This window comes from Kribbella orskensis (assembly GCF_004342085.1).
Classification (GTDB): Bacteria; Actinomycetota; Actinomycetes; order Propionibacteriales; family Kribbellaceae; genus Kribbella; species Kribbella orskensis.
Window position 1 is genome coordinate 158,813 of the sequence record NZ_SLWM01000007.1, and the last position, 17,889, is coordinate 176,701.

The window sequence follows — 17,889 nt, forward strand, 5'->3', positions numbered from 1 at the left end:
TTCGTGACGGCGTCTCGGCGAGGTCAGCCGATGGACTCCACCGGGATCTCCGACTCGACCGCCGGGGCAGTGGCGGGCGCCGGGCGCTTGGCCCACGGGCGGACGCCGAGGACGATCACCGCGAGGGTCAGCGCGGCGTAGATCGCCGAGCCGATGAAGGCGGCATGCACGCCGTCGGTCAGCACCTCACGAGCGTGCTCGACCGGGTTCGCGGCGGATGCCGTCGAGTTGCGGCTCGCAGTACCGAAGATGGTGACCAGGATGCCGAGGCCGAGGGCGCCTCCGACCTGCTGCAGCACGTTGAGCATGCCCGAGGCGGCACCCGCGTCCTCCGGCTGGACGCCGGCGAGCGCGCGACCGGTCAGCGGGATGAAGATCATCCCGGCGCCCAGGCCGAACAGCAGCAGCGGGCCGACCACTCCACTGAGGTAGCTGGTATCGATCGTGGCGCGGGTCAACCAGAGCATGCCGAGCAGCACCGAGATCGAGCCGGTGATCATCAGCCGACCACCGTCGATCCGGCCCAGCAGCCGCGGTACCACCCGCGACGAGGTGAACAGCAGGCCCGTCAGCGGCAGGAAGGCCAGACCCGCGGCCAGCGGGCTGAAGCCGAGCACGCCCTGCATGTACTGGGTCAGGAAGAAGAACATCCCGAACATCGTCCCGACCACCAGCAGCATGGTCAGGTACGCCGCGACGCGATCCCGGTTGCCGAACAACCGCAGCGGCACGATCGGGTGGCTCACCCGGCGCTCGATCAGTACGAACGCCACCAACAGGACCAGGCCGGCCGCGAAGGCGCCGAGCACCTCGGGCGACGTCCAGCCGACCTCGGCGACGCGGATGAAACCGTAGACGAGCGAGGTGATACCCAGCGTGGAGGTGAGCGCGCCGGCGACGTCGAACTTGCCCGTCTCAGGCGGCGTCTCGCTCAGCACCTGCCGGGCGGCCAGTACCAGGCCGATGCCGATCGGCACGTTGATGAACAGGCCCCAGCGCCAGGACACCCAGTCGGTGAGCATGCCGCCGACCACCAGGCCGACGCTCGCACCACCGGACGAGACCAGGCTGTAGAGACCCAGTGCCTTCAGCCGCTCCGGACCTTCCTTGAAGGTGAGCATCAGCAGGGTCAGCGCGGCCGGGGCCGCGATCGCGCCGCCGATGCCCTGCAGGACGCGGGCGCCGAGCAGAAGCTCGGCGGACGGGGCGAGGCCACCGAGCAGCGAGGCCGCGGTGAACACGCTCACGCCGGTGATGAAGACCCGGCGACGGCCGAGCAGGTCACCGGCCCGCGCGCCGAGCAGCAGGAGACCTCCGAAAGCGAGGGCATAGGCGTTCTGCACCCAGGACAGACTGGACGGACTGAAGTCGAGCGCGTGCTGGATCTTGGGCATCGCGATGTTCACCACGGTGCCGTCGAGAATGACCATCAACTGGGTGATCAGGATGACTGCGAGGACTACTCCCGGCCGCCGCGCGGGCGTGCCGGTATCGGCGCCGGACGGCGCCGCGGATGTTGCCGCCATAGTGTGACTTGCTCCTTACCCCGAAGGGGCTAGAGTGGAATCAGAATGAAGTGGAGCGCTCCTCCGGATACAATACGGAGGCTACCTCCGCTTTTTCAAGCGATTTTCAGGATGACTTTTCCGTGACGGCTGCGAGGAGGCCGGAATGATGTCGACACAGCTGCCGACCACGCGGCCGGCCCGCGCCGACGCGCGGCGGAACTACGACCTGCTGGTGTCGGCCGCGCGAGAGGCGTTCGCCGAGCACGGCACAGACACCTCGCTCGAGGAGATCGCCCGCCGGGCGGGTGTCGGCATCGGCACGCTGTACCGGCGCTTCCCGAACCGGACCGCCCTGCTCGAGGCGGTCTACGTGGACGAGATCCAGTCCGTCTGCGATCGCGCCTACGGCTATGCGGAAAAGCTCGGGCCGTACGACGCGCTCGCGGCCTGGCTGCGCAGCTTCGTCGGCTACAGCATCTCGAAGAAGAGCCTGGCCGGTGAGCTGACAGTTGCTCTGGGCAAGGACTCCGAGTTCTTCACGGCCTGCAAGGTGAACGTGCGGGAGGCCGGTGAGCTGCTGCTGAACGCGGCCAAGAAGGAGGGCACGGTCCGCGAGGAGCTGCAGCTGATGGACATCCTGCGGCTGGTCGGCGGTATCACCATGGGCCGCGACATGGACCGCGACCAGGCCGAGCGCCTGCTCGAGATCGTCCTCGCCGGCCTGAAGCCGACCGCGACTAGTCCAGCTTGATCGGGGTGCGGGCGTCGAGGAACGGGGCGGTGGCGTCCTTCTCGGTGTCTGGCGGCACCCGGACTAGCGCGGAACCTGGCGGCGGGTTTCGAGGTGGGCCAGGTCGGCTGCGGTCAGGCCCGCGGCCCAGCCGGCGCCGTTGGTGATCCTGGTTCGCCGGACGACCGTGTCCGGAAACAGCTTCGTGAACAACGCGTCCACCTGCTCCTCCCGCTTGCTCAACACAGGCAGCAGCCGCCCCGCGTCCACCTCCGGTACGGCGGCCTGCGTGGCCTCGGTGGTCTTCTGCAGTCGCTCGCCGATCCGCTGGGCATAGGCCATCAGGAACGACTGCCGGAACGAGCGCGTGCGGGACTCGCCGCGATGACCAACGTGCTTCCCTGCCTCCAGCATGGCCCGATTCGCCTGTACCAGCAGGGAAGTCGCGAGCAGCTCGGTCAGCTGGAGATCCAGCTCGGCGCCGACGATCGTGACCACGGCGAGCCGCCCCATCGAGACAGTGCGGCATCGGTTCGCACTCGCCACAGCCCCGACCAGCTGCGCTTTAGCCGACACATAAGGGGTTTCCACCCAGATCCGCCGGGCACCCGAGTCGTCCGGGAGATCCAGCTCCGGATCCGCGTCCACCAGGGCCCGGTCGAGCGAGAACTTCGCCATCAACTCCTGAGCCTTCGCGGACAACGCCTCCGCCTCCTCGGGGAAGTCCGTCCCTTCGGCCTTCGCGAGCAACGCCCGGATCCGCGCCAGTACCTTCCCACTCGACGCCGGTACTGCGGAGGCGGCGCGCGCCGACACCGGAGTACCGGGAAGTGGGAACAGGCGGGCCAGACCTGGCAGGGTCTGGAGGAATCCGGCCAGGGCTAGCGCGGTGTGCAGGGCGAGGTAGCGGCCGAGTCGCTGGTCCGCGGCCCAGCCGGTCAGGTCCAGCGCCGACTCCGGTCGTTTCACCCCGAGATCGGCCAACTGGTCCAGCCAGCGCGGGTCGATCGCCGAGTCCGGGTAGGCCCGGTGCTCGGAAGCGATCACCGCCAGCAGCAGTGGTTCGACGCCCGGCTCGAGCTTGCGGCGCGCGTGCTGGCCGACATCGGCTGGGGTCCAACCGCGTTCCCAGGCCGAGCGGATCAACCCGTGCAGGAACATCTGCAGGCAGCGATCCACCTGAGCCTGGTCGCGCTCGTCGTACCCGCCGAGGCGGGCCAGATAGCCGTCAGTGCGACCGTCGTCGAGCGCGACGGCGGCTGCGGCGGACGGCAGCAGCTGCAGAATCTCCTGATCGCTCACCCGGCAAAGTCTGTCATCCGGGCCCAACCCGCCGCTCGCCGCGGGCTCAGGCCTGTGGAAAACGGTCGATCGGGAGTCCGAAGGCGGGGAACAGCGACGGCTGGTGGAACGCCATGACGGACGCCACGCCAGCCTTCGTGAGGGTGAGCACCTGCACGGAGTACCCGTGGAACCCGCCGTCGCGCCCGCGGGCATACATCGCGAACGCGGGCTGCCCGTTCGCCGCCGTCTCCACCAGGATCCGCCTCCCCTCCCCTGGCGGAAGCTTCGCCGCGAGCAACCGCAGTACGTCCACGCGACCGCTGAACCAGGTCGGGATCGGCGGCATCTCCCACCGGGTGTCCTGAGTCAGCAGCCCTTCCAGCGCGACCAGATCCGCCTGCTCGAAGGCTTTGGCGTACTGGTCGAGCAGCGCACGGCGTACGGGCTCGTCCGGCTCGCTGAACTCGTCCTCGGCGGGTGAGAGCCGAGCAAGCTCCGCACGCGCCCGCTGCAGCGAGCTGTTCACCGCAGCGGTGGTCGTCTCCAGCAGACCGGCGACCTCAGCTGCCTGCCAGGCAAGGACATCCCGCAGGATCAGTACTGCGCGCTGCCGCGGCGGCAGGTGCTGCAGCGCGGCCACCATCGCCAGCCGAAGGCTCTGCCGCGTCCCGACCACGGCAGCCGGGTCGAGCAGGTCCGGGAACGGTTCGAGCCAGCTGACCTCGAGCGCTTGCGTCTCGATCTCGTCAGGGTCATTGCCGGGAGCACCTAGCGCGGACGGGACCAGCCGGCGACTGCTGTGCTGCAAGGCGTTCAGGCAGACCCTGGTGGCGATCCGGTAGAGCCAGGTCCGGACCGACGACCGCTGCTCGAAGTCCGCGAACCCCCGCCAGGCGCGAAGGTAGGTCTCCTGCACCGCGTCCTCGGCGTCGTGCAGCGATCCGAGCATCCGGTAGCAGTGCGCGACCAGCTCACCGCGGTACTGCGCGAACTCGTCCTCCAGGTTCATCTCAGCTCCTCGACCGGCTCCTGCTGGGTGACCACCGAATCGGTACCGCGCCGCCCGGTACTGCGCCGCGCGCTGATCCCTAGTCCGGCTGCAGCCCCGACCAACGACAGTACGCCGCACACGGCCAGGGCTCGGGTGAATCCCGTACTGAACGACTCGTAACCACCGGCGGCGGCGAACACGGCTGCCAGCACGGCGACTCCGACGACGCCTCCGAGCTGACGCATCATGCTGTAGATGCCGGAGGCGATCCCGACGGCCTCACGCGGCAGTGCACCGATGCTCGCGCTCTGCGTTGCCGGCATGGCCATGGATACCCCGCAACCGGCTACTACCAGCGGCAGTACCAGGTCGGAGTACTGGACTGTATTCTTGCTGACTTCGCTGATCCAGAACATCCCGACTGCTTGCAGAGCCAGTCCCGCCACTACGAACGGGCGCTCGCCCAGCCGGTCGACCAGTCGGCCTGCGATGGGTGCGACGAGGAAGAGAGTCGCTGTCCACGGCAGGAGCTGCAAGCCGGCCTTGAGAGGGCCCGAGCCGAAGGTGACCTGCATGTACTGGGCCAGGAAGAACACTGCGCCGAACAACGCGGCAGTGAGGAAGAAGCCGGCGCTGTTACCGGCCGAGAAGGGCCTGGAGCGGAAGAACTCCAGCGGAACCATCGGGTGCTCCGACCGGGCCTCCCAGACCAGGAATCCCACCAGCAGAAGCACTCCCAGCGTGAACGAGGCGAGCACCTCCGGGCTGGTCCAACCCGCGACGGCGCCGCGGACCACGCCCCAGACGAGGGCGAGCACCGCCAGGGTGATCAAGGTGGCGCCACGCAGATCGAGGCGGCGGGCGACACCTCTGCTCTCGGGGATGCGACGGAGTACGAGCGGGATGGCGAGGATGCCGACCGGGACGTTGATCCAGAAGATCCACTGCCAGGCGAGGCCTTCGGTGACCGCGCCGCCGACCATCGGGCCGCCGAGGACCGCGAGGCCGGTGACACCGCTGAAGATGCCGATCGCCCAGCCGCGCCGCTCGGGTGGGAACGCCGCGCCGAGCAGGCCCATGGAGAGCGGCATCACCACGGCCGCGCCGATGCCCTGGACGGTGCGGGCGGCGATCAGCCACGGCACCGAGGTGGCGAGCGCGCAGCCGACCGAGGCGATCGAGAAGAGCCCGAGGCCGGCCGCGAACGTCCGCCTCCGGCCCCAGCGGTCACCGATCGCGGCCGCCGTCATCAGCAACATCGCGAAGCTGAGGCTGTAGGCGTTCACCGTCCACTCGAGCTGCTCGATCGACGCGTCGAGGTCCTGCCGGATCGTGGTCAACGCGGCGGCCACGACCAGTACGTCGAGCGCCACCATCACCGATCCGAGCGAGGTCAGCGCCAGTACCCAGCGCTGCTCGGTGGTCGTTCGTTCCTTTATCACTGGTCCTCCAAGGAATTTCGCTGTCACTGGTACTGACAGCGGCGGCGGACCGAACTCATCGCCGCGATGAGTTCCGGTGCCGGGCGCGGTCTGAAGAAGTGAGAGCACTTCCTTCGGAGGAGAACCATGAACGCAGCAGTGATCCGCTACCGGACCAAGCCGGAAGCAGCGGACGAGAACCAGCGGCTGATCGAGAACGTCTTCGGTGAGCTGGCGCAGAAGACTCCACCCGGCCTCAGTTACACCGCCTTCCGGCTGGCCGACGGCGTCACCTTCGTCCACGTCGTCGACGGCGAGGGCGTCCCCGACCTGACCGCCTTCCAGGAGTTCCAACGCACTCTGCCCGACCGCCTCGAGGTCGCCCCGGCCCGCGAGGAGGCGACGACCGTCGGCAGGTACTCCGCCTAGGCGCGCGGTTGGCCGCCAAGGCGCCTGGTTAGCAGCGCAGACGCCCGGTTAGCCGCGCAGAGCTCGGTTAGCCGCGCAGACGCTCTGTTGGGCGCCTGGGCGCTCGGTTGGGCGCTGGGCGCTCGGCCAGGAGGGCGTTGGACATTCCTGTGGTGTTGACCGGCGGATGCCGAGTCCGCCGCCGACGACAAGCCGATCACCGGCTTCAGGCCGGACGATCGCAGGACTGCGACTGGTCCCGATGCCGAACTGGTGCCACGACACCACCCGGACACCCCGAGGGCTGCGGCGCGCAGCACCCACCCAGTCCGCGGTCGCGTGGGAGGGGAATGGCGGGCCCATAGCCACCGAGTCCGTGAAGCTGCGGGCTCGGTGCCGGTCAGCCCGGTCGGGCACATGGTGGTCCCGCCTGGTTACTTGTGCCCGGCCTGTTATTTGTGGTCGGCCTGGTCGGAGCCGGTCGCCCCGGCCGTGCGTGGTCGCCCCACGGATCGAACCGTCCGGCGGTGTCGTCCGTGGCGGTGGTCCGCGCCGGGTCGCCGGGCGGTGTGTAGGTGCGGGTTACCGCGCCGGGTGGATCGGTGTCATCCCACGGATCGAACCGTCCAGCGGTGATGCTCTCGCTGGCGGTAGGCGCCGGTTCGTCGACGCGAGTCCGGTCCGGTTTGGGAGGCAGGCTCGTCCCCCGGTTTGTGCCGACGAGTGTCTTGTAGCGGCGCCGGGGTCTGGCACCGGTGCCGGGTTCGGCCCAGGCCGGCCGCTGGACGGTGACGACACCGCGATCAAGGGTGATGGTCCAGTGGCCGTGGTGGGTGTCGATGTGGTGGCGGCGGCAGAGCAGGACCAGGTTGGTCAGCGCGGTCGGGCCGTGGTCGATCCAGGAGATCAGGTGGTGGGCGTCGCAGAAGATCGGCGGAGCCTTGCACACGACGCAGCCCTTGTCGCGGGCGTTCAGGGCGCGGCGCATGGCGCGGTTGACGAAGCGTTGGGCCATGCCGACGTCGAGGGGTTCGGAGTTGGCGCCGAGCACGATCGGGATGATCTGCGCCTCGCACGCCAACCGCCGGATCGCGCCCGCGGACAGTCCCTCGCCGTGAACCAGCGTCCCGACCGCGTGCGCCCCCGCGTCGGTGAGGTCTTTGAGGTCGATGGTGATCGTGATGTGCGCCTTCGGGCCGTGCCCGGCCTCCGCGGCGCTGCTGGCTGCGGCACCGGTCTGGGCGGCGCTACCGGCCGGGTCGGCCGGGTCGGCCGGGTCGGCCGGGTCGGGTGACATGGCGGTGGTGATGGCGTTGGAGGCGACGTTGAGGACGTCGGTGAGGGCGTCGGCGCGGCGCTTGTCCGGTGAGCGCGGGTCCAACTCGCCGGTGACGGTCTTGCGGGGCTTGGAACCCTCGAGGATCAGGGCTTGGAACAGTTCGGCGTTCTCGTTGGCCAGGTAGCCGCTGAACTTGACCCCCCGGTCCGCGGGCCGCACCCGCAACTCCTCCCGGGCATAGGCCTTGTCCTCTTCCGGTGCGGGGCCGTCGGCGTCGAGCAGGTCGCGGGCCCGGCGCCCCGCCTTGCGCAGCTCCGACGGGCCGAAGTGGCGCCCCAGCGCGACGAGTTGTTCTTCGGCGACGGCCAGGTCCTCGACCGCGACGGTCTTGGGGACGGCCTCCAGCTCGGTCACGATCGCCGCGGCCTGCGCCGGCGACAACACCACCCCCACACCCGCACCGGCGTCGGCGCCCGGATCGGCATCTGCGTCGCCGCCGTCGGTGTCGGTGTCGGTGTCGGTGTCGGTGTCGGGCACCGGGTCGGGGTGGACCGGTGGCAGGGCGTCGGTCACGGCGGGGTACTTGGGCAGTGCCTTGGCCAGGGCCAGGTCACGCTTGATCACGCCCGGGTCGAGCCGGTGCCGAAACGCCAGCAGCCGGGCGGTGTCACCGGCGCCCAGGGTGGCGGCGTGACCGGACGCGTCGTAGCCGGCCAGAACCTGCAGGCGGTAGGTCTGCAACCGGGAGATCTCGGCGTTGAGCGCGTCGAGAGTCGCCAGCTGCTCGCTGTCGCTCATCGACCACACCGGCCGCTCGCCCAAGATCTCCATACCCCAGACTCTAGACACCACCGCCGACAGTTTCTGCGCCGGAAGGCCCTTATTTGTAAGGGATTCCGAAGATTGACCGAAACTCGACGCAGGCCTCGGATCCGGTCAGGTTATCCACAACCCACCTGCTGTGGACATGGGCGAGAAGGATTTCCGATCACGCCCCGATCGCTAGCTCGTGGGGTGGCAGTGAGGATGACGCGCAGGCGATCGCGTGACGTTCCTACTGTGCGCCGTTGATTGATCTGTACGGCGTTCGTTGCGGGTCAGGCAGGTGGACCGGCTGCCAGGCGGGCGCGGACCTGTTGCATGCGCTCGGTGGAGTTGTGCGGCATGTCCCAGCGCGTCTCCAGCCACCAGGTCGCTCCCGCCTCCGCCCACAGCCTGACCTCGGCAGCCGCAGCCGCCGGGTCGTCTGCCGGCGTCTCGCCCTCGGCCACCACGTCCAGGCCGGGGGCGGCGCCGCGCTCGTCCAGCCACGTACGGAGGGACCGCAGCTGCTCAGGCGAGGCCTCCCCCTGGTACTGCGGCAGGACCCCGTCGCAGCGCAGTACTCTCCGCATCGACTTGGGTCGTGGCCAGGCACCCACGACCCAGATCGGGATCCGCTCCTGCACGGGACGGCCTACCTGGGTGAGGTCATCGCGAGCGCACTCGTAGTCGTAGTGCTTGCTGTGATAGCTCAGCCCGCCGGCCCACAACTCCCGGATCAGGTCGATGCCCTCGTCCATCATCGAAGCCCGCGTCCTGAGATCGAGCTCCTCACCAGTCAGCGGCAGATCCGTGTCGACAGCGCCCAACCCGACCGCCAGAATCGCCCGTCCACCGGACAACTGGTCGAGCGTGACCACCTGACTGGCCACCTTCCACGGCCGCCGCCATGGCAACGGAGTCAGCATCGTGCCGAGCTTGATCCGCTCAGTCCGCGCCGCCATCGCCGACAACAAGCCCCAGGCATCGACCCCGTAGGCCGCCTCCCACACGAAGACTCCGTCCCACCCCGCCTCCTCGGCCAGCACGGCCTGCTCCAACTGCTCCACTGCCGTCCCACCCGGCAGGATCACCCCAAATCTCATGCCCCGTTCCTACCCCTCCCCACGGACACTTTCCGGCTCCGCGGCGAGCGTCAGGGAAGGGGTGGATTTAAGGCTGGCCGAAGAGGATGGCGGCAGGGTGTGGCGATGGGGGCATTTTGAACACGGACAGTGACAAGATGAACGGGGTGGATGACATGACGCAGACTGCTGGGACTGGGGTCGAGGAGCTACGAGGGAGCATCAGGGGCGGTGTTCGCACCGGGCGATGCCGGGTACGACGATGCGCGGCGGGTGTGGAACGCGAACATCGACCGGCGGCCGGCGGTGATCGCCAGCTGCCGGACGGCCGAGGAGGTGCGAGCGGCGATCGCGTTCGCCACCATGACCGGGATGGAGATCGCGGTCCGGGGTGGTGCGCACAACCCGACCGGCTCGGCGAGTGTCGACGACGGGCTGGTGATCGACCTCAGCGGGATGAACCAGGTGACGGTGGACCCGGAGGCCAAGCGGGCCAAGGTCGGCGGCGGGGCGCTGCTGGCGGATCTCGACGCGGCCACGCAGGCGCACGGGCTCGCAGTACCGGCGGGCATGATCAGCCACACCGGCGTCGGGGGCCTCACGCTGGGCGGTGGGATGGGCTGGCTGACACGGCTCGGCGGGCTCAGCATCGACAACCTCGTCTCGGCCCAGGTGGTCACCGCGGACGGGCGGATCCTGCGCGCCGCCGAGGACGAGCACCCCGAACTCTTCTGGGCGCTGCGCGGTGGCGGCGGCAACTTCGGCGTGGTGACGGAGTTCGAGTTCCGCCTGTACGACGTGGGGCCGCTCGTCCAGTACGGGTTGCTCTTCTTCGGACTGGAGCAGGGGCCGGAGATGTTCCGGCTGGCGCGCGAGGTGATTCCGACTCTGTCACGCGAGTTCAACGTGGTGCTCGGCGGGCTGAACGCGCCGCCCCCGCCGTTCGTGCCGGAGGAGTTCCACTTCCGGCCGGGGTACGTGATGGTCGTCACGGGCCTCGGGTCGCCCGAGGCACATGCGGAGGTGCTCGACCGAGTGCGGTCCGCGTTGCCACCGCTGTTCGAGTTCGCCACGCCGATGCCGTACGTCGCGCTGCAGCAACTCCTGGACGAGTCGCAGCGCTGGGGGCAGCACGTCTACGAGAAGAGCAGCTTCTTCGACGACCTGACGGACGAGGTTATCGAGGTCATCACCGAGCACGTGCCGGCCAAGACGTCTCCCACGTCGGTGAACCTGTTCTACCGGCTGGACGAGGCGTTCTCGGAGGTGGACGACGACGCGACGGCCTTCGGCGGCGGCCGGACGCCGCGGTACGCGTGCTTCGTCATCGGCGTCTGCCAGGACCCGGAGTCATTGCCGGCCGAGCAGGCGTGGGTGCGCTCCTTCTGGGAGGCGCTCACTCCACACGCGATCAGCACGGGCGGATACGTCAACGCGCTGGGCGACATGGACCAGGATCGCGTGCGGGCGTCGTACGGGAAGAAGTACGACCGGCTGGCCCAGGTGAAGGCGGAGTACGACCCGGGCAACGTGTTCCACCTGAACGCGAACATCAAGCCCGCTTAGCGAGTCGGCTCAGCGTGCCTGCCGCGACGGCGTCGCCTCAGATGGAGGCGGCGCCGTCGAGCACCAGGACCTGGCCGTTGATGTTGGTGTTGTCGAGCAGCAGCATCCGGACCACCGGGACGACCTCGTCCGGCTCGGTCAGGTGACCGGTCGGGGTCCGGCGGACGATCTGGTCGAGCTGGGTCTGGCCGAGCACCGCCGACATGTCCGAGGCGAAGAAGCCGGGTGCGACCGAGTTGGCCAGCACCCGGCCGCCCAGCTCACGCGCCAGTGACCTGGTGGCCGAGTCCATGCCGCCCTTCGTCGCGGAGTACGCGACCAGGCCGGGGAAGCCACGCTGGGCGCAGATCGAGGTGATGTTGACGATCCGGCCCTTGAGGCTCTTGGCCAGCAGCCGGCGCAGTACGAACCGGGTCAGCACCAGCGGCGAGGTCAGGTTCGTCTGGATGATGTGCGCGAGTTGGTCGGCCGAGGTGTGCACGTGCAGCGAGTCCTGGCCGATCGCCGCGTTGTTGACCAGCCCGTCGATCGGGCCGAGCTTCTCCTCGACCTCCTTGACGAAGGCCTGGGTCGCCTTCGCGTCGTTCACGTCGACCGAGCCGATGTGCACCTGGTCCGGGTACTTCTCGGCCAGCGCGGTCAGTTCCGGCGTCACCGTCCGGGCGAACGCGGCCACCTTCACGCCGTTGCCGACCAGGTCGCTGACTATGGCCAGCCCGAGACCCCGGGAACCACCCGAGACGAGCACCACCGACGAGGGCGGAACCAAAGGGGATTCAGACATCGCTCTTCAACGTCTCCTTCTGCGGGATCGTGTCCAGGAACTTGATCCGCCGCGGTACGCCGTAGTCCGGCAGGCGGTTCGAACACCACTGGACCAGATCGGCGTCAGTGATCGGTCCGAGGTCCGGGCTCGTCACCACCTCGGCGGCGACCATCCGGCCGACCAGCGGGGCCTTGCGGGCGAAGACCCGGGCCCAGGCGACGGCCGGGTGGCCCATCAGCACGTTGCGGACCAGGCCGGCCGAGACCTTGGACCCGCCGACGTTGATCTCGTCGGTGTCCAGCCGTCCGGTGATCAGCACGCGATCGTCGACGAACTCGACCCGGTCACCGGTCCGGACGGCTCCGTCGAGACCCGCGCCGTGGTGCGGTGAGGTGATGATCAGTTCGTCCTTGTCCACCGAGAGGATCGGCCGCTCGGACTCGGGATCGGGGTCGCGATCCAGCCAGGCCTGGGGGAACCCGGCCTTGCCGTCGTGCACCACGATCGACGCGCCGACCTCGGAGGACGCGTAGATCCAGGAGATCCGCGCCTGCGGGAAGATCTCCCGCAGCCGGTCCAGGATCGCCTGGTCCACCGGCTCACCGCCGAGGGTGATCTGCTCCAGCGGCACCTTGGCGAGCGCCTCGGTGTCGCGGTAGATCGTCTGCCGCCAGAAGGTCGGCGTCCCCGAGGCCGCGGTGACGCCGTGCTCCGCGGCGATCAGCGGCCAGGTCTCCAGCTCGGAGGGCTCGATCACGACCAGGCCCTGGTCCGCCTGGGTCAGCGAGATCGTCACCAACTGCCACCAGGCGTAGGTGCCCGGGGCGTAGGGGAGCAACCAGGTGCGCGGTTGCTGCTGAGTGGTCACGGTGGTCAGGGACTCGAGGGTGTGACCGATACGCTTCGGCCGTCCGGTCGAGCCGGAGGTGAGCAGCCAGACGCGGCCGGACTCCTCCACCCGCTTGAGTTTCGCCGGGGTCACCGAGTGCTCGTCGCCCTTGGCGATCACCACCGCGAAACCGGACTCGCCGAGCTCCTCGCGCATGCTCAGATCCACCCGCGAGCCGGTCGCGACCAGCAGTTCGGTGCCGTGCACGGCATGGTGCCGGACCGCCGCCAGGGCGTCGGCGCCGTTGTCCACCAGTACCGCGGCCGGCGACGGCAGCTGGGGCAGTTTGTGCAGGGTCCTCCAGGTCACCGTCCGGCCACCGGCGACGACGGTGTTGTCGTCGCCGATCAGGGCGGTGGTTCGGCGCCGGGCGGTCACGCCGACTGGAGCTGCTCGATGAAGTCCAGCACGTCGCCGACCTTGGCGATCTGGCGCAGCCCGGGGGCATCGAAGTTCAGCTCGTCGCCGATCTCGTCCTCGACCCGCAGGGCCAGTTCGGAGAAGTCCAGCGACCGGAAGCCGATCTCCCGCAGGTCGGCGGTGTCGTCGGACGGCAAGGTCTTGCCCTGCGCCTTCATCACCGCTCCCATCAGGTCCCGGATCTGCTCCCGCGTCAATTCAGCCATGACCACAGAGCCTAGGGCATGGCTGTTCATCCCCCGCACTCGCGAGCAGGAGGTGTTCGACACGGTCGCTCCGTGTGCCGGCGTGACGACAGCGATGCGGCGTGGCCGGATGCGGTCCGCCGCATGGTCTACGGGACTTCCGGGGACGCCTCGGGGACGCGGTCGGGGAGGTCGCGGTGGCGGGACAGCCGGCGGCGGACCCGTTTGGCCCGGTCCCGGATCTCCCAGCCGATCAGCGCGATCATCGGAGTGGCGGCGGCGAGCGAAGCGAGCAGGATCTCCTCGACCGGCAGACCGGCGATGTGCTGGGCCCACATGAGGACCTCCCGTGCGCTGCGTGACGGACCGGGGGGAGTTCGCCTACTCAGTGTAGGCGGGAGTGCCCGTCGGGTAAACGGCTCATACACTAGGCCCCGATTTGCCATCAGCAGGGAACTTTCCGTCGTCCGGGGCCCCCTTTCCGTGTGCAAGGACGCGATCGAGAGGAACGGGATGACGAGACCGGGACGCGGGACGCGCCTTGCCGCGATGGCGAGCCTGCCCGTGCTGCCGCTGGCCTGGTTCCTCGCCCTGCGGGACCTCCCGATCTGGATGTCCGCGGCGTACCTCGGCTACCTGCTGATCGTGATCGCCATCCCGGGCACGGTCTTCTGGCGACGGCTCACCGGCGGCACCGGCTGGTTCACGGTCGACGTGGTGCTCGGGACGACGTTCGGCCTGGCCGTCGAGGCACTCCTCTACCCGCTCGGCAGATGGGTCGACATCCCGCTGATCGTCCTGGTGATGCCGGCTCTGGCCAGCGGCATGTACCGCGGGCTGCCGCGCCGCCGCCTGCCCGACCGGCCGACCCCGTGGTGGGCGATCGCCGGAGTGATGGTGTCGGTCGGAGTCGCTGCCGCGTGGTTCGTCCGGGTCGGCTCCCGCCTGATCCCCTTGGACGGCCCGGCCGCACTCCGCCCGGACTCGGATGCGCAGTACAACCTGTCCATCGCGGCCGAGCTGACCCACCACTTCCCGCCGCAGATCCCGTATGCCTTCGCGCGGCCGCTCACCAGTCACTGGGGAGCGTTCGACCACATCGCGTCCGCGCACTGGACCACCAGCATCGAGCTCGACGTGCTGACCTTCCGGATCGTGCCGCTCGCCCTTCTGCTCCTAACGGTCCTCGCTGCGGCTGCGGTCGGCATGGTGCTCACTGGGCGGGCCGTGGCCGCGCCGATCGCGGCGGGCCTCACAGTGGCCGCTGGTGATCTTGCGGGCTGGCCGTGGGCCATCACTGGGCGGCTGTACAACGACAGCCCGTTCTCCCTGGGCCAACTGACCAGCCCGTCGCAGGCGTTCTCCACAGTCCTGGTGCTGCCTCTGATCGCTGTCACTGCCCTGCTGCTGCGGCGGAAGCCCGGACAGACACGGCTACAGCTCGCCGGGCTGTTCGTGGCCGCAGGGATCCTGATCGCGGCGCTGGCCACCGCCAAAGCCTCAGCACTGCCTGTGTACGGCGCTGGGCTCGCTGCGGCTTGGGTCTATCTGACAGTGCGCGCCGGACGGCTCAACCTGCGTTCTCTGGTGCTCGCGGCCGCAGTGGCGGCCTCCTACCTGCTCATGTTCTTCGTGGCCTTGCGCGGCACTCCGTCGATGGTGACCTTCGAGCCGGCCAAGACCTTCCGTCACCTGCTCGACGAGATGACGACCGAGCGGACCACTTCTGCCCTGGTCGTGGTTGCCGTCGTCGTGGCGATCGGCTGGCTGATGCCTGCCGCCGGCGCTCTCCTGATCCGGCGACGTCTCCCGCGCGACCCGATGCCCGTGATGCTGCTGGTCTCTCTGCTTAGCGCTGTCGTCGCGACCGGTCTGCTGTACGACGACGGCCAGGCGCAGTTGTTCTTCATCCGCAGCGGCTTCATCTACGGCGTCCTGCTCGCCACCTGGGGCCTGGGCTCACTCGACCGTCGCCAGTACTACGTCGCCGGGCCGGCGCTGCTGATCGGAGTCGCCGCGATCTACTGGGGCCGCTATCGCTCCGAGGACTCCTGCGGCGGCCCGGACTGCCTTGCGCAGCCTCTGGCGGTCGCGCTCGTCACCGCGGCGGTCGGTGTCGGGGTGCTCGGGCTGCTCGTCCGCGGAGCCCGCCGGACCTGGGCGGTGATCGCGGTCGCGGTCGCTCTGGGTATGACCGTGTCCCCGACCTTGGCGTCCCTGCAGGACTTCGCCACGCCCCCGCTGACGGCGTACGAGTCGGTGGCGCCGGGTGGGATCGAGGCGGCCCGGTTCATCCGACGGAACTCCGGGCCGAACGACCTGATCGCGACCAACATCCACTGCCGGGACGCCGGCGCGGAGAAGTGCCTGACCGGGTCGTACTGGATCCCCGGGTATGCCGAGCGGCGCGTACTGCTCGAGGGCTGGGCCTACACGACCAGGCTGGACGACACGTACACGAAGGACGAGCGGGTCCAGGGAGCCTTCTGGGACCAGGAGATGCGCCGGCTCAACGACGAGGCGTTCACGGCGCCGACCCGGGAGATCCTGGAGACGCTGCGGACGAAGTACGGCGTGCAGTGGTTGCTCGCCGACAAGCGCGTCGGCGAGCCCTCGGAGGACCTGGAACGCCTGACGGAGCTCCGGTTCGAGTACGGCACCGTCCGGGTCTACCAGCTCTTCCCGCCGCCGACCGGCAGCCCGACCCCGACACCGACCGGGTTCCCGAGCGGGTCGCCGTCCGGCTCTCCGTCGCAGACGCCGAGCGGCTCGCCGTCGCAGCCGCCGGGCGGGTTCCCGACCCAGACGCCGGGCGCGCTTCCGATCCAGACGCCGGGCGGTTTCCCGTCGACGCGGGGTGGGTTCCCCAGTCAGCCCCAGGTCGGTTTCCCCTCGCAGACGCCGTCGCCCGGGTTCACTCCGCCGACTCCGCCTTCCAGTGGGAGCTTCTGATCAGCCCGCGCTGATCGTCGGGATCGGCAGGCTCTGGTTCCAGGTGCGGTCTAGGGCGGTCACGGAGTACAGGTAGTGATGCCCCTTGACCGCTGCGGTGTCGACGTACGTCTGCTGGCCTCCGGTCGACCGCAGCGTCGCGACCAGGTTGCGCGCGTCGTTGTCCGCGCACCAGTCACCGGCCGCCAGGTCCCGCCGGTAGACCGCGTACGACGTGGTCTCAGCCGAGGTGGCCCGCCACTGCAGCCGCACCCCGGTGCTGGTCCTGTCGGAGCGCAGCGAACGCACCGGCAGCGGCGCACGGGAGTCCAGCGAGGGCATCGCCGGGATCAACGCCGGCCGTGTGTACCAGTTGCTGTTCAGCAGACTGGTCGCTCCGAGCCGGTCGGCCCGCACGTCCTTGGCGGAGAAGTAGACGTCGCCCCTGACCTCGGGAATCGTGGCGTTGAAGGCCAGGTGGTCGCTCAGCTCGGCCGGGTCGGACCAGTCCGGCGACTGCGTCGAGGTGCCGACCTTGTACGTCGCCTGGCCGATGTAGAGGTGGACATCGGTGCCACGGACCTGCTCCGCCCACCACGGCACGATCTTGTTGTAGTCCGCCGGAGCGAAGCCGCCGGCCCAGTAGACCTGCGGCACGATGTAGTCGATCCACTCCTCGCGCACCCAGCGACGGGTGTCCGCGGCGAGGTCGTCGTACGTCTGGACCCCTGCGGTCGTGTCGGAGCCGAGCGGGTCGGTCGCGGCGTTCCGCCAGACGGCGAAGGGCGAGATGCCGAACTTCACCCATGGCTTGGCCGCCTTGATCCGGTGCTGCAGTTCCTGGATCAGCAGGTTGATGTTGTTCCGCCGCCACTCGGCCACCGTCGGGAAACCGGCCCCGTACTGCGCGTAGGTGGCCGCGTCGTCGAAGACCTGGCCCGCCACCGGGTACGGGTAGAAGTAGTCGTCGAAGTGCACGCCGTCGAGGTCGTAGCCCGAGACCGCGTCCATGATCGCGTCCTCGACGAGCTTGCGCGCCGCGGGGATTCCCGGGTTGTAGTAGAGCTTGCCGCCGTAGGTGACGACCCAGTCCGGGTGCTGCCGAGCCGGATGCTCCGGGACCAGGGCGTTGAGGTCGGTGCCCATCGAGAGCCGGTACGGGTTGAACCAGCCGTGCAGTTCGAGGTTCCGCTTGTGCGCCTCGGCCACGGCGAAGGCGAGCGGGTCGTAGCCGGGGTTCCCGCCCTGCTGACCGGTGAGGTACCGCGACCACGGCTCGACCTTGGACGGCCAGAACGCGTCCGCTGTCGGCCGGATCTGGAGTACTACGGCGTTGTGGTGCTGCCGGACGGCGTCGTCGAGCCAGCCGATCAGTTCGGCCTGCTGCTGCGCCGCGGTGAGCCCGGTCCGCGAGGGCCAGTCGATGTTGACCACCGACGACACCCACGTCGCGCGGAACTGCCTCAACGGAGTACTGGGATCGGGGGCACAGGACGAGTCTGCCTGCACCGCCGACGCGCCGGCCGCAGTAATGGGCAGGGTGCTGGTGAGCAGGGCTGCCGCCACCCCGAGAACGCCGACGATCCGCCAGACTCTCATGTCACTCTCCGACTGATTCGTGGATG

15 protein-coding genes are annotated in these 17,889 nt (G+C 69.3%); 4 read left to right on the forward strand and 11 right to left on the reverse strand.

The genetic code is table 11. From position 1 onward, the window contains the following. Positions 1-23: 23 nt before the first annotated feature. Positions 24-1,526 carry an MFS transporter gene (locus tag EV644_RS20970; RefSeq protein ID WP_132190372.1) on the reverse strand — a complete coding sequence of 501 codons (1,503 nt, stop codon included), beginning with the start codon at positions 1,524-1,526 and terminating at the stop codon, positions 24-26. A 145-nt stretch (positions 1,527-1,671) separates the two neighbouring features. On the opposite strand from EV644_RS20970, the gene EV644_RS20975 reads away from it, so the two are divergent. Continuing rightward, entirely contained in the window at positions 1,672-2,259 is a 588-nt protein-coding gene (locus tag EV644_RS20975; RefSeq protein ID WP_241998551.1) for a TetR/AcrR family transcriptional regulator, read from the forward strand. A gap of 63 nt (positions 2,260-2,322) precedes the next feature. Here EV644_RS20975 and EV644_RS20980 read toward each other — a convergent pair whose 3' ends face one another. Genes EV644_RS20980 through EV644_RS20990 form a run of 3 tightly spaced genes read right to left on the reverse strand, consistent with a single transcriptional unit; the run spans position 2,323 to position 5,955 of the window. Beyond that, on the reverse strand, positions 2,323-3,540 hold the full coding sequence (locus EV644_RS20980; protein ID WP_241998553.1) for a DUF2786 domain-containing protein: 1,218 nt from the start codon (positions 3,538-3,540) through the stop codon (positions 2,323-2,325). Positions 3,541-3,586: 46 nt separating this feature from the next. After that, a complete protein-coding gene (locus tag EV644_RS20985) occupies positions 3,587-4,531 on the reverse strand; it encodes a sigma-70 family RNA polymerase sigma factor (protein WP_132190374.1) in 945 nt (314 codons plus the stop codon). Next, on the reverse strand, positions 4,528-5,955 hold the full coding sequence (locus EV644_RS20990; protein ID WP_241998556.1) for an MFS transporter: 1,428 nt from the start codon (positions 5,953-5,955) through the stop codon (positions 4,528-4,530). Before EV644_RS20990 ends, EV644_RS20985 begins: the two co-directional genes overlap by 4 nt. A gap of 126 nt (positions 5,956-6,081) precedes the next feature. Here EV644_RS20990 and EV644_RS20995 point away from each other — a divergent pair, with 126 nt between their 5' ends. Next, a complete protein-coding gene (locus EV644_RS20995) occupies positions 6,082-6,363 on the forward strand; it encodes a hypothetical protein (RefSeq protein WP_132190375.1) in 282 nt (93 codons plus the stop codon). 379 nt (positions 6,364-6,742) lie between these two features. Here EV644_RS20995 and EV644_RS21000 read toward each other — a convergent pair whose 3' ends face one another. Next, the gene (locus tag EV644_RS21000; RefSeq protein ID WP_132190376.1) at positions 6,743-8,452 is read right to left on the reverse strand and encodes an HNH endonuclease signature motif containing protein; all 1,710 of its coding nucleotides are present in this window, start codon (positions 8,450-8,452) and stop codon (positions 6,743-6,745) included. Positions 8,453-8,718: 266 nt separating this feature from the next. Next, the gene (locus EV644_RS21005) at positions 8,719-9,528 is read right to left on the reverse strand and encodes an LLM class flavin-dependent oxidoreductase (RefSeq protein ID WP_132190377.1); all 810 of its coding nucleotides are present in this window, start codon (positions 9,526-9,528) and stop codon (positions 8,719-8,721) included. Between the two features lie 210 nt (positions 9,529-9,738). Here EV644_RS21005 and EV644_RS21010 point away from each other — a divergent pair, with 210 nt between their 5' ends. Continuing rightward, complete coding sequence (locus tag EV644_RS21010) at positions 9,739-11,073, forward strand: FAD-binding oxidoreductase (RefSeq protein WP_241998559.1); 1,335 nt, start codon at positions 9,739-9,741, stop codon at positions 11,071-11,073. A 37-nt stretch (positions 11,074-11,110) separates the two neighbouring features. On the opposite strand, the gene EV644_RS21015 is transcribed toward EV644_RS21010, so the two are convergent. The 4 genes from EV644_RS21015 to EV644_RS21030 form a co-directional block, all read right to left on the reverse strand. After that, entirely contained in the window at positions 11,111-11,857 is a 747-nt protein-coding gene (locus EV644_RS21015) for an SDR family NAD(P)-dependent oxidoreductase (protein WP_132190379.1), read from the reverse strand. Then, a complete protein-coding gene (locus EV644_RS21020; RefSeq protein WP_132190380.1) occupies positions 11,850-13,106 on the reverse strand; it encodes an AMP-binding protein in 1,257 nt (418 codons plus the stop codon). Before EV644_RS21020 ends, EV644_RS21015 begins: the two co-directional genes overlap by 8 nt. Next, the gene (locus EV644_RS21025; RefSeq protein ID WP_132190381.1) at positions 13,103-13,354 is read right to left on the reverse strand and encodes an acyl carrier protein; all 252 of its coding nucleotides are present in this window, start codon (positions 13,352-13,354) and stop codon (positions 13,103-13,105) included. Before EV644_RS21025 ends, EV644_RS21020 begins: the two co-directional genes overlap by 4 nt. Positions 13,355-13,482: 128 nt before the next feature. Beyond that, positions 13,483-13,671: a hypothetical protein gene (locus EV644_RS21030; RefSeq protein ID WP_132190382.1), complete on the reverse strand. Its 189-nt coding sequence runs from the start codon at positions 13,669-13,671 to the stop codon at positions 13,483-13,485. A 175-nt stretch (positions 13,672-13,846) separates the two neighbouring features. On the opposite strand from EV644_RS21030, the gene EV644_RS21035 reads away from it, so the two are divergent. Then, positions 13,847-16,285, forward strand: a complete 2,439-nt coding sequence (locus tag EV644_RS21035; RefSeq protein WP_132190383.1) for a hypothetical protein — start codon at positions 13,847-13,849, stop codon at positions 16,283-16,285. On the opposite strand, the gene EV644_RS21040 is transcribed toward EV644_RS21035, so the two are convergent. Continuing rightward, entirely contained in the window at positions 16,286-17,863 is a 1,578-nt protein-coding gene (locus EV644_RS21040) for a glycoside hydrolase family 10-like protein (RefSeq protein WP_132190384.1), read from the reverse strand. Positions 17,864-17,889: the final 26 nt, after the last annotated feature.

What these genes read in the sequence shown, in the direction of transcription:
- EV644_RS20970 (WP_132190372.1), bottom strand. Translation starts at nt 1,526, where the DNA reads ATGGCGGCAACATCCGCGGCGCCGTCCGGCGCCGATACCGGCACGCCC.
- EV644_RS20975 (WP_241998551.1), top strand. Translation starts at nt 1,672, where the DNA reads ATGATGTCGACACAGCTGCCGACCACGCGGCCGGCCCGCGCCGACGCG.
- EV644_RS20985 (WP_132190374.1), bottom strand. Translation starts at nt 4,531, where the DNA reads ATGAACCTGGAGGACGAGTTCGCGCAGTACCGCGGTGAGCTGGTCGCG.
- EV644_RS20995 (WP_132190375.1), top strand. Translation starts at nt 6,082, where the DNA reads ATGAACGCAGCAGTGATCCGCTACCGGACCAAGCCGGAAGCAGCGGAC.
- EV644_RS21000 (WP_132190376.1), bottom strand. Translation starts at nt 8,452, where the DNA reads ATGGAGATCTTGGGCGAGCGGCCGGTGTGGTCGATGAGCGACAGCGAG.
- EV644_RS21005 (WP_132190377.1), bottom strand. Translation starts at nt 9,528, where the DNA reads ATGAGATTTGGGGTGATCCTGCCGGGTGGGACGGCAGTGGAGCAGTTG.
- EV644_RS21015 (WP_132190379.1), bottom strand. Translation starts at nt 11,857, where the DNA reads ATGTCTGAATCCCCTTTGGTTCCGCCCTCGTCGGTGGTGCTCGTCTCG.
- EV644_RS21025 (WP_132190381.1), bottom strand. Translation starts at nt 13,354, where the DNA reads ATGGCTGAATTGACGCGGGAGCAGATCCGGGACCTGATGGGAGCGGTG.
- EV644_RS21030 (WP_132190382.1), bottom strand. Translation starts at nt 13,671, where the DNA reads ATGTGGGCCCAGCACATCGCCGGTCTGCCGGTCGAGGAGATCCTGCTC.
- EV644_RS21035 (WP_132190383.1), top strand. Translation starts at nt 13,847, where the DNA reads ATGACGAGACCGGGACGCGGGACGCGCCTTGCCGCGATGGCGAGCCTG.
- EV644_RS21040 (WP_132190384.1), bottom strand. Translation starts at nt 17,863, where the DNA reads ATGAGAGTCTGGCGGATCGTCGGCGTTCTCGGGGTGGCGGCAGCCCTG.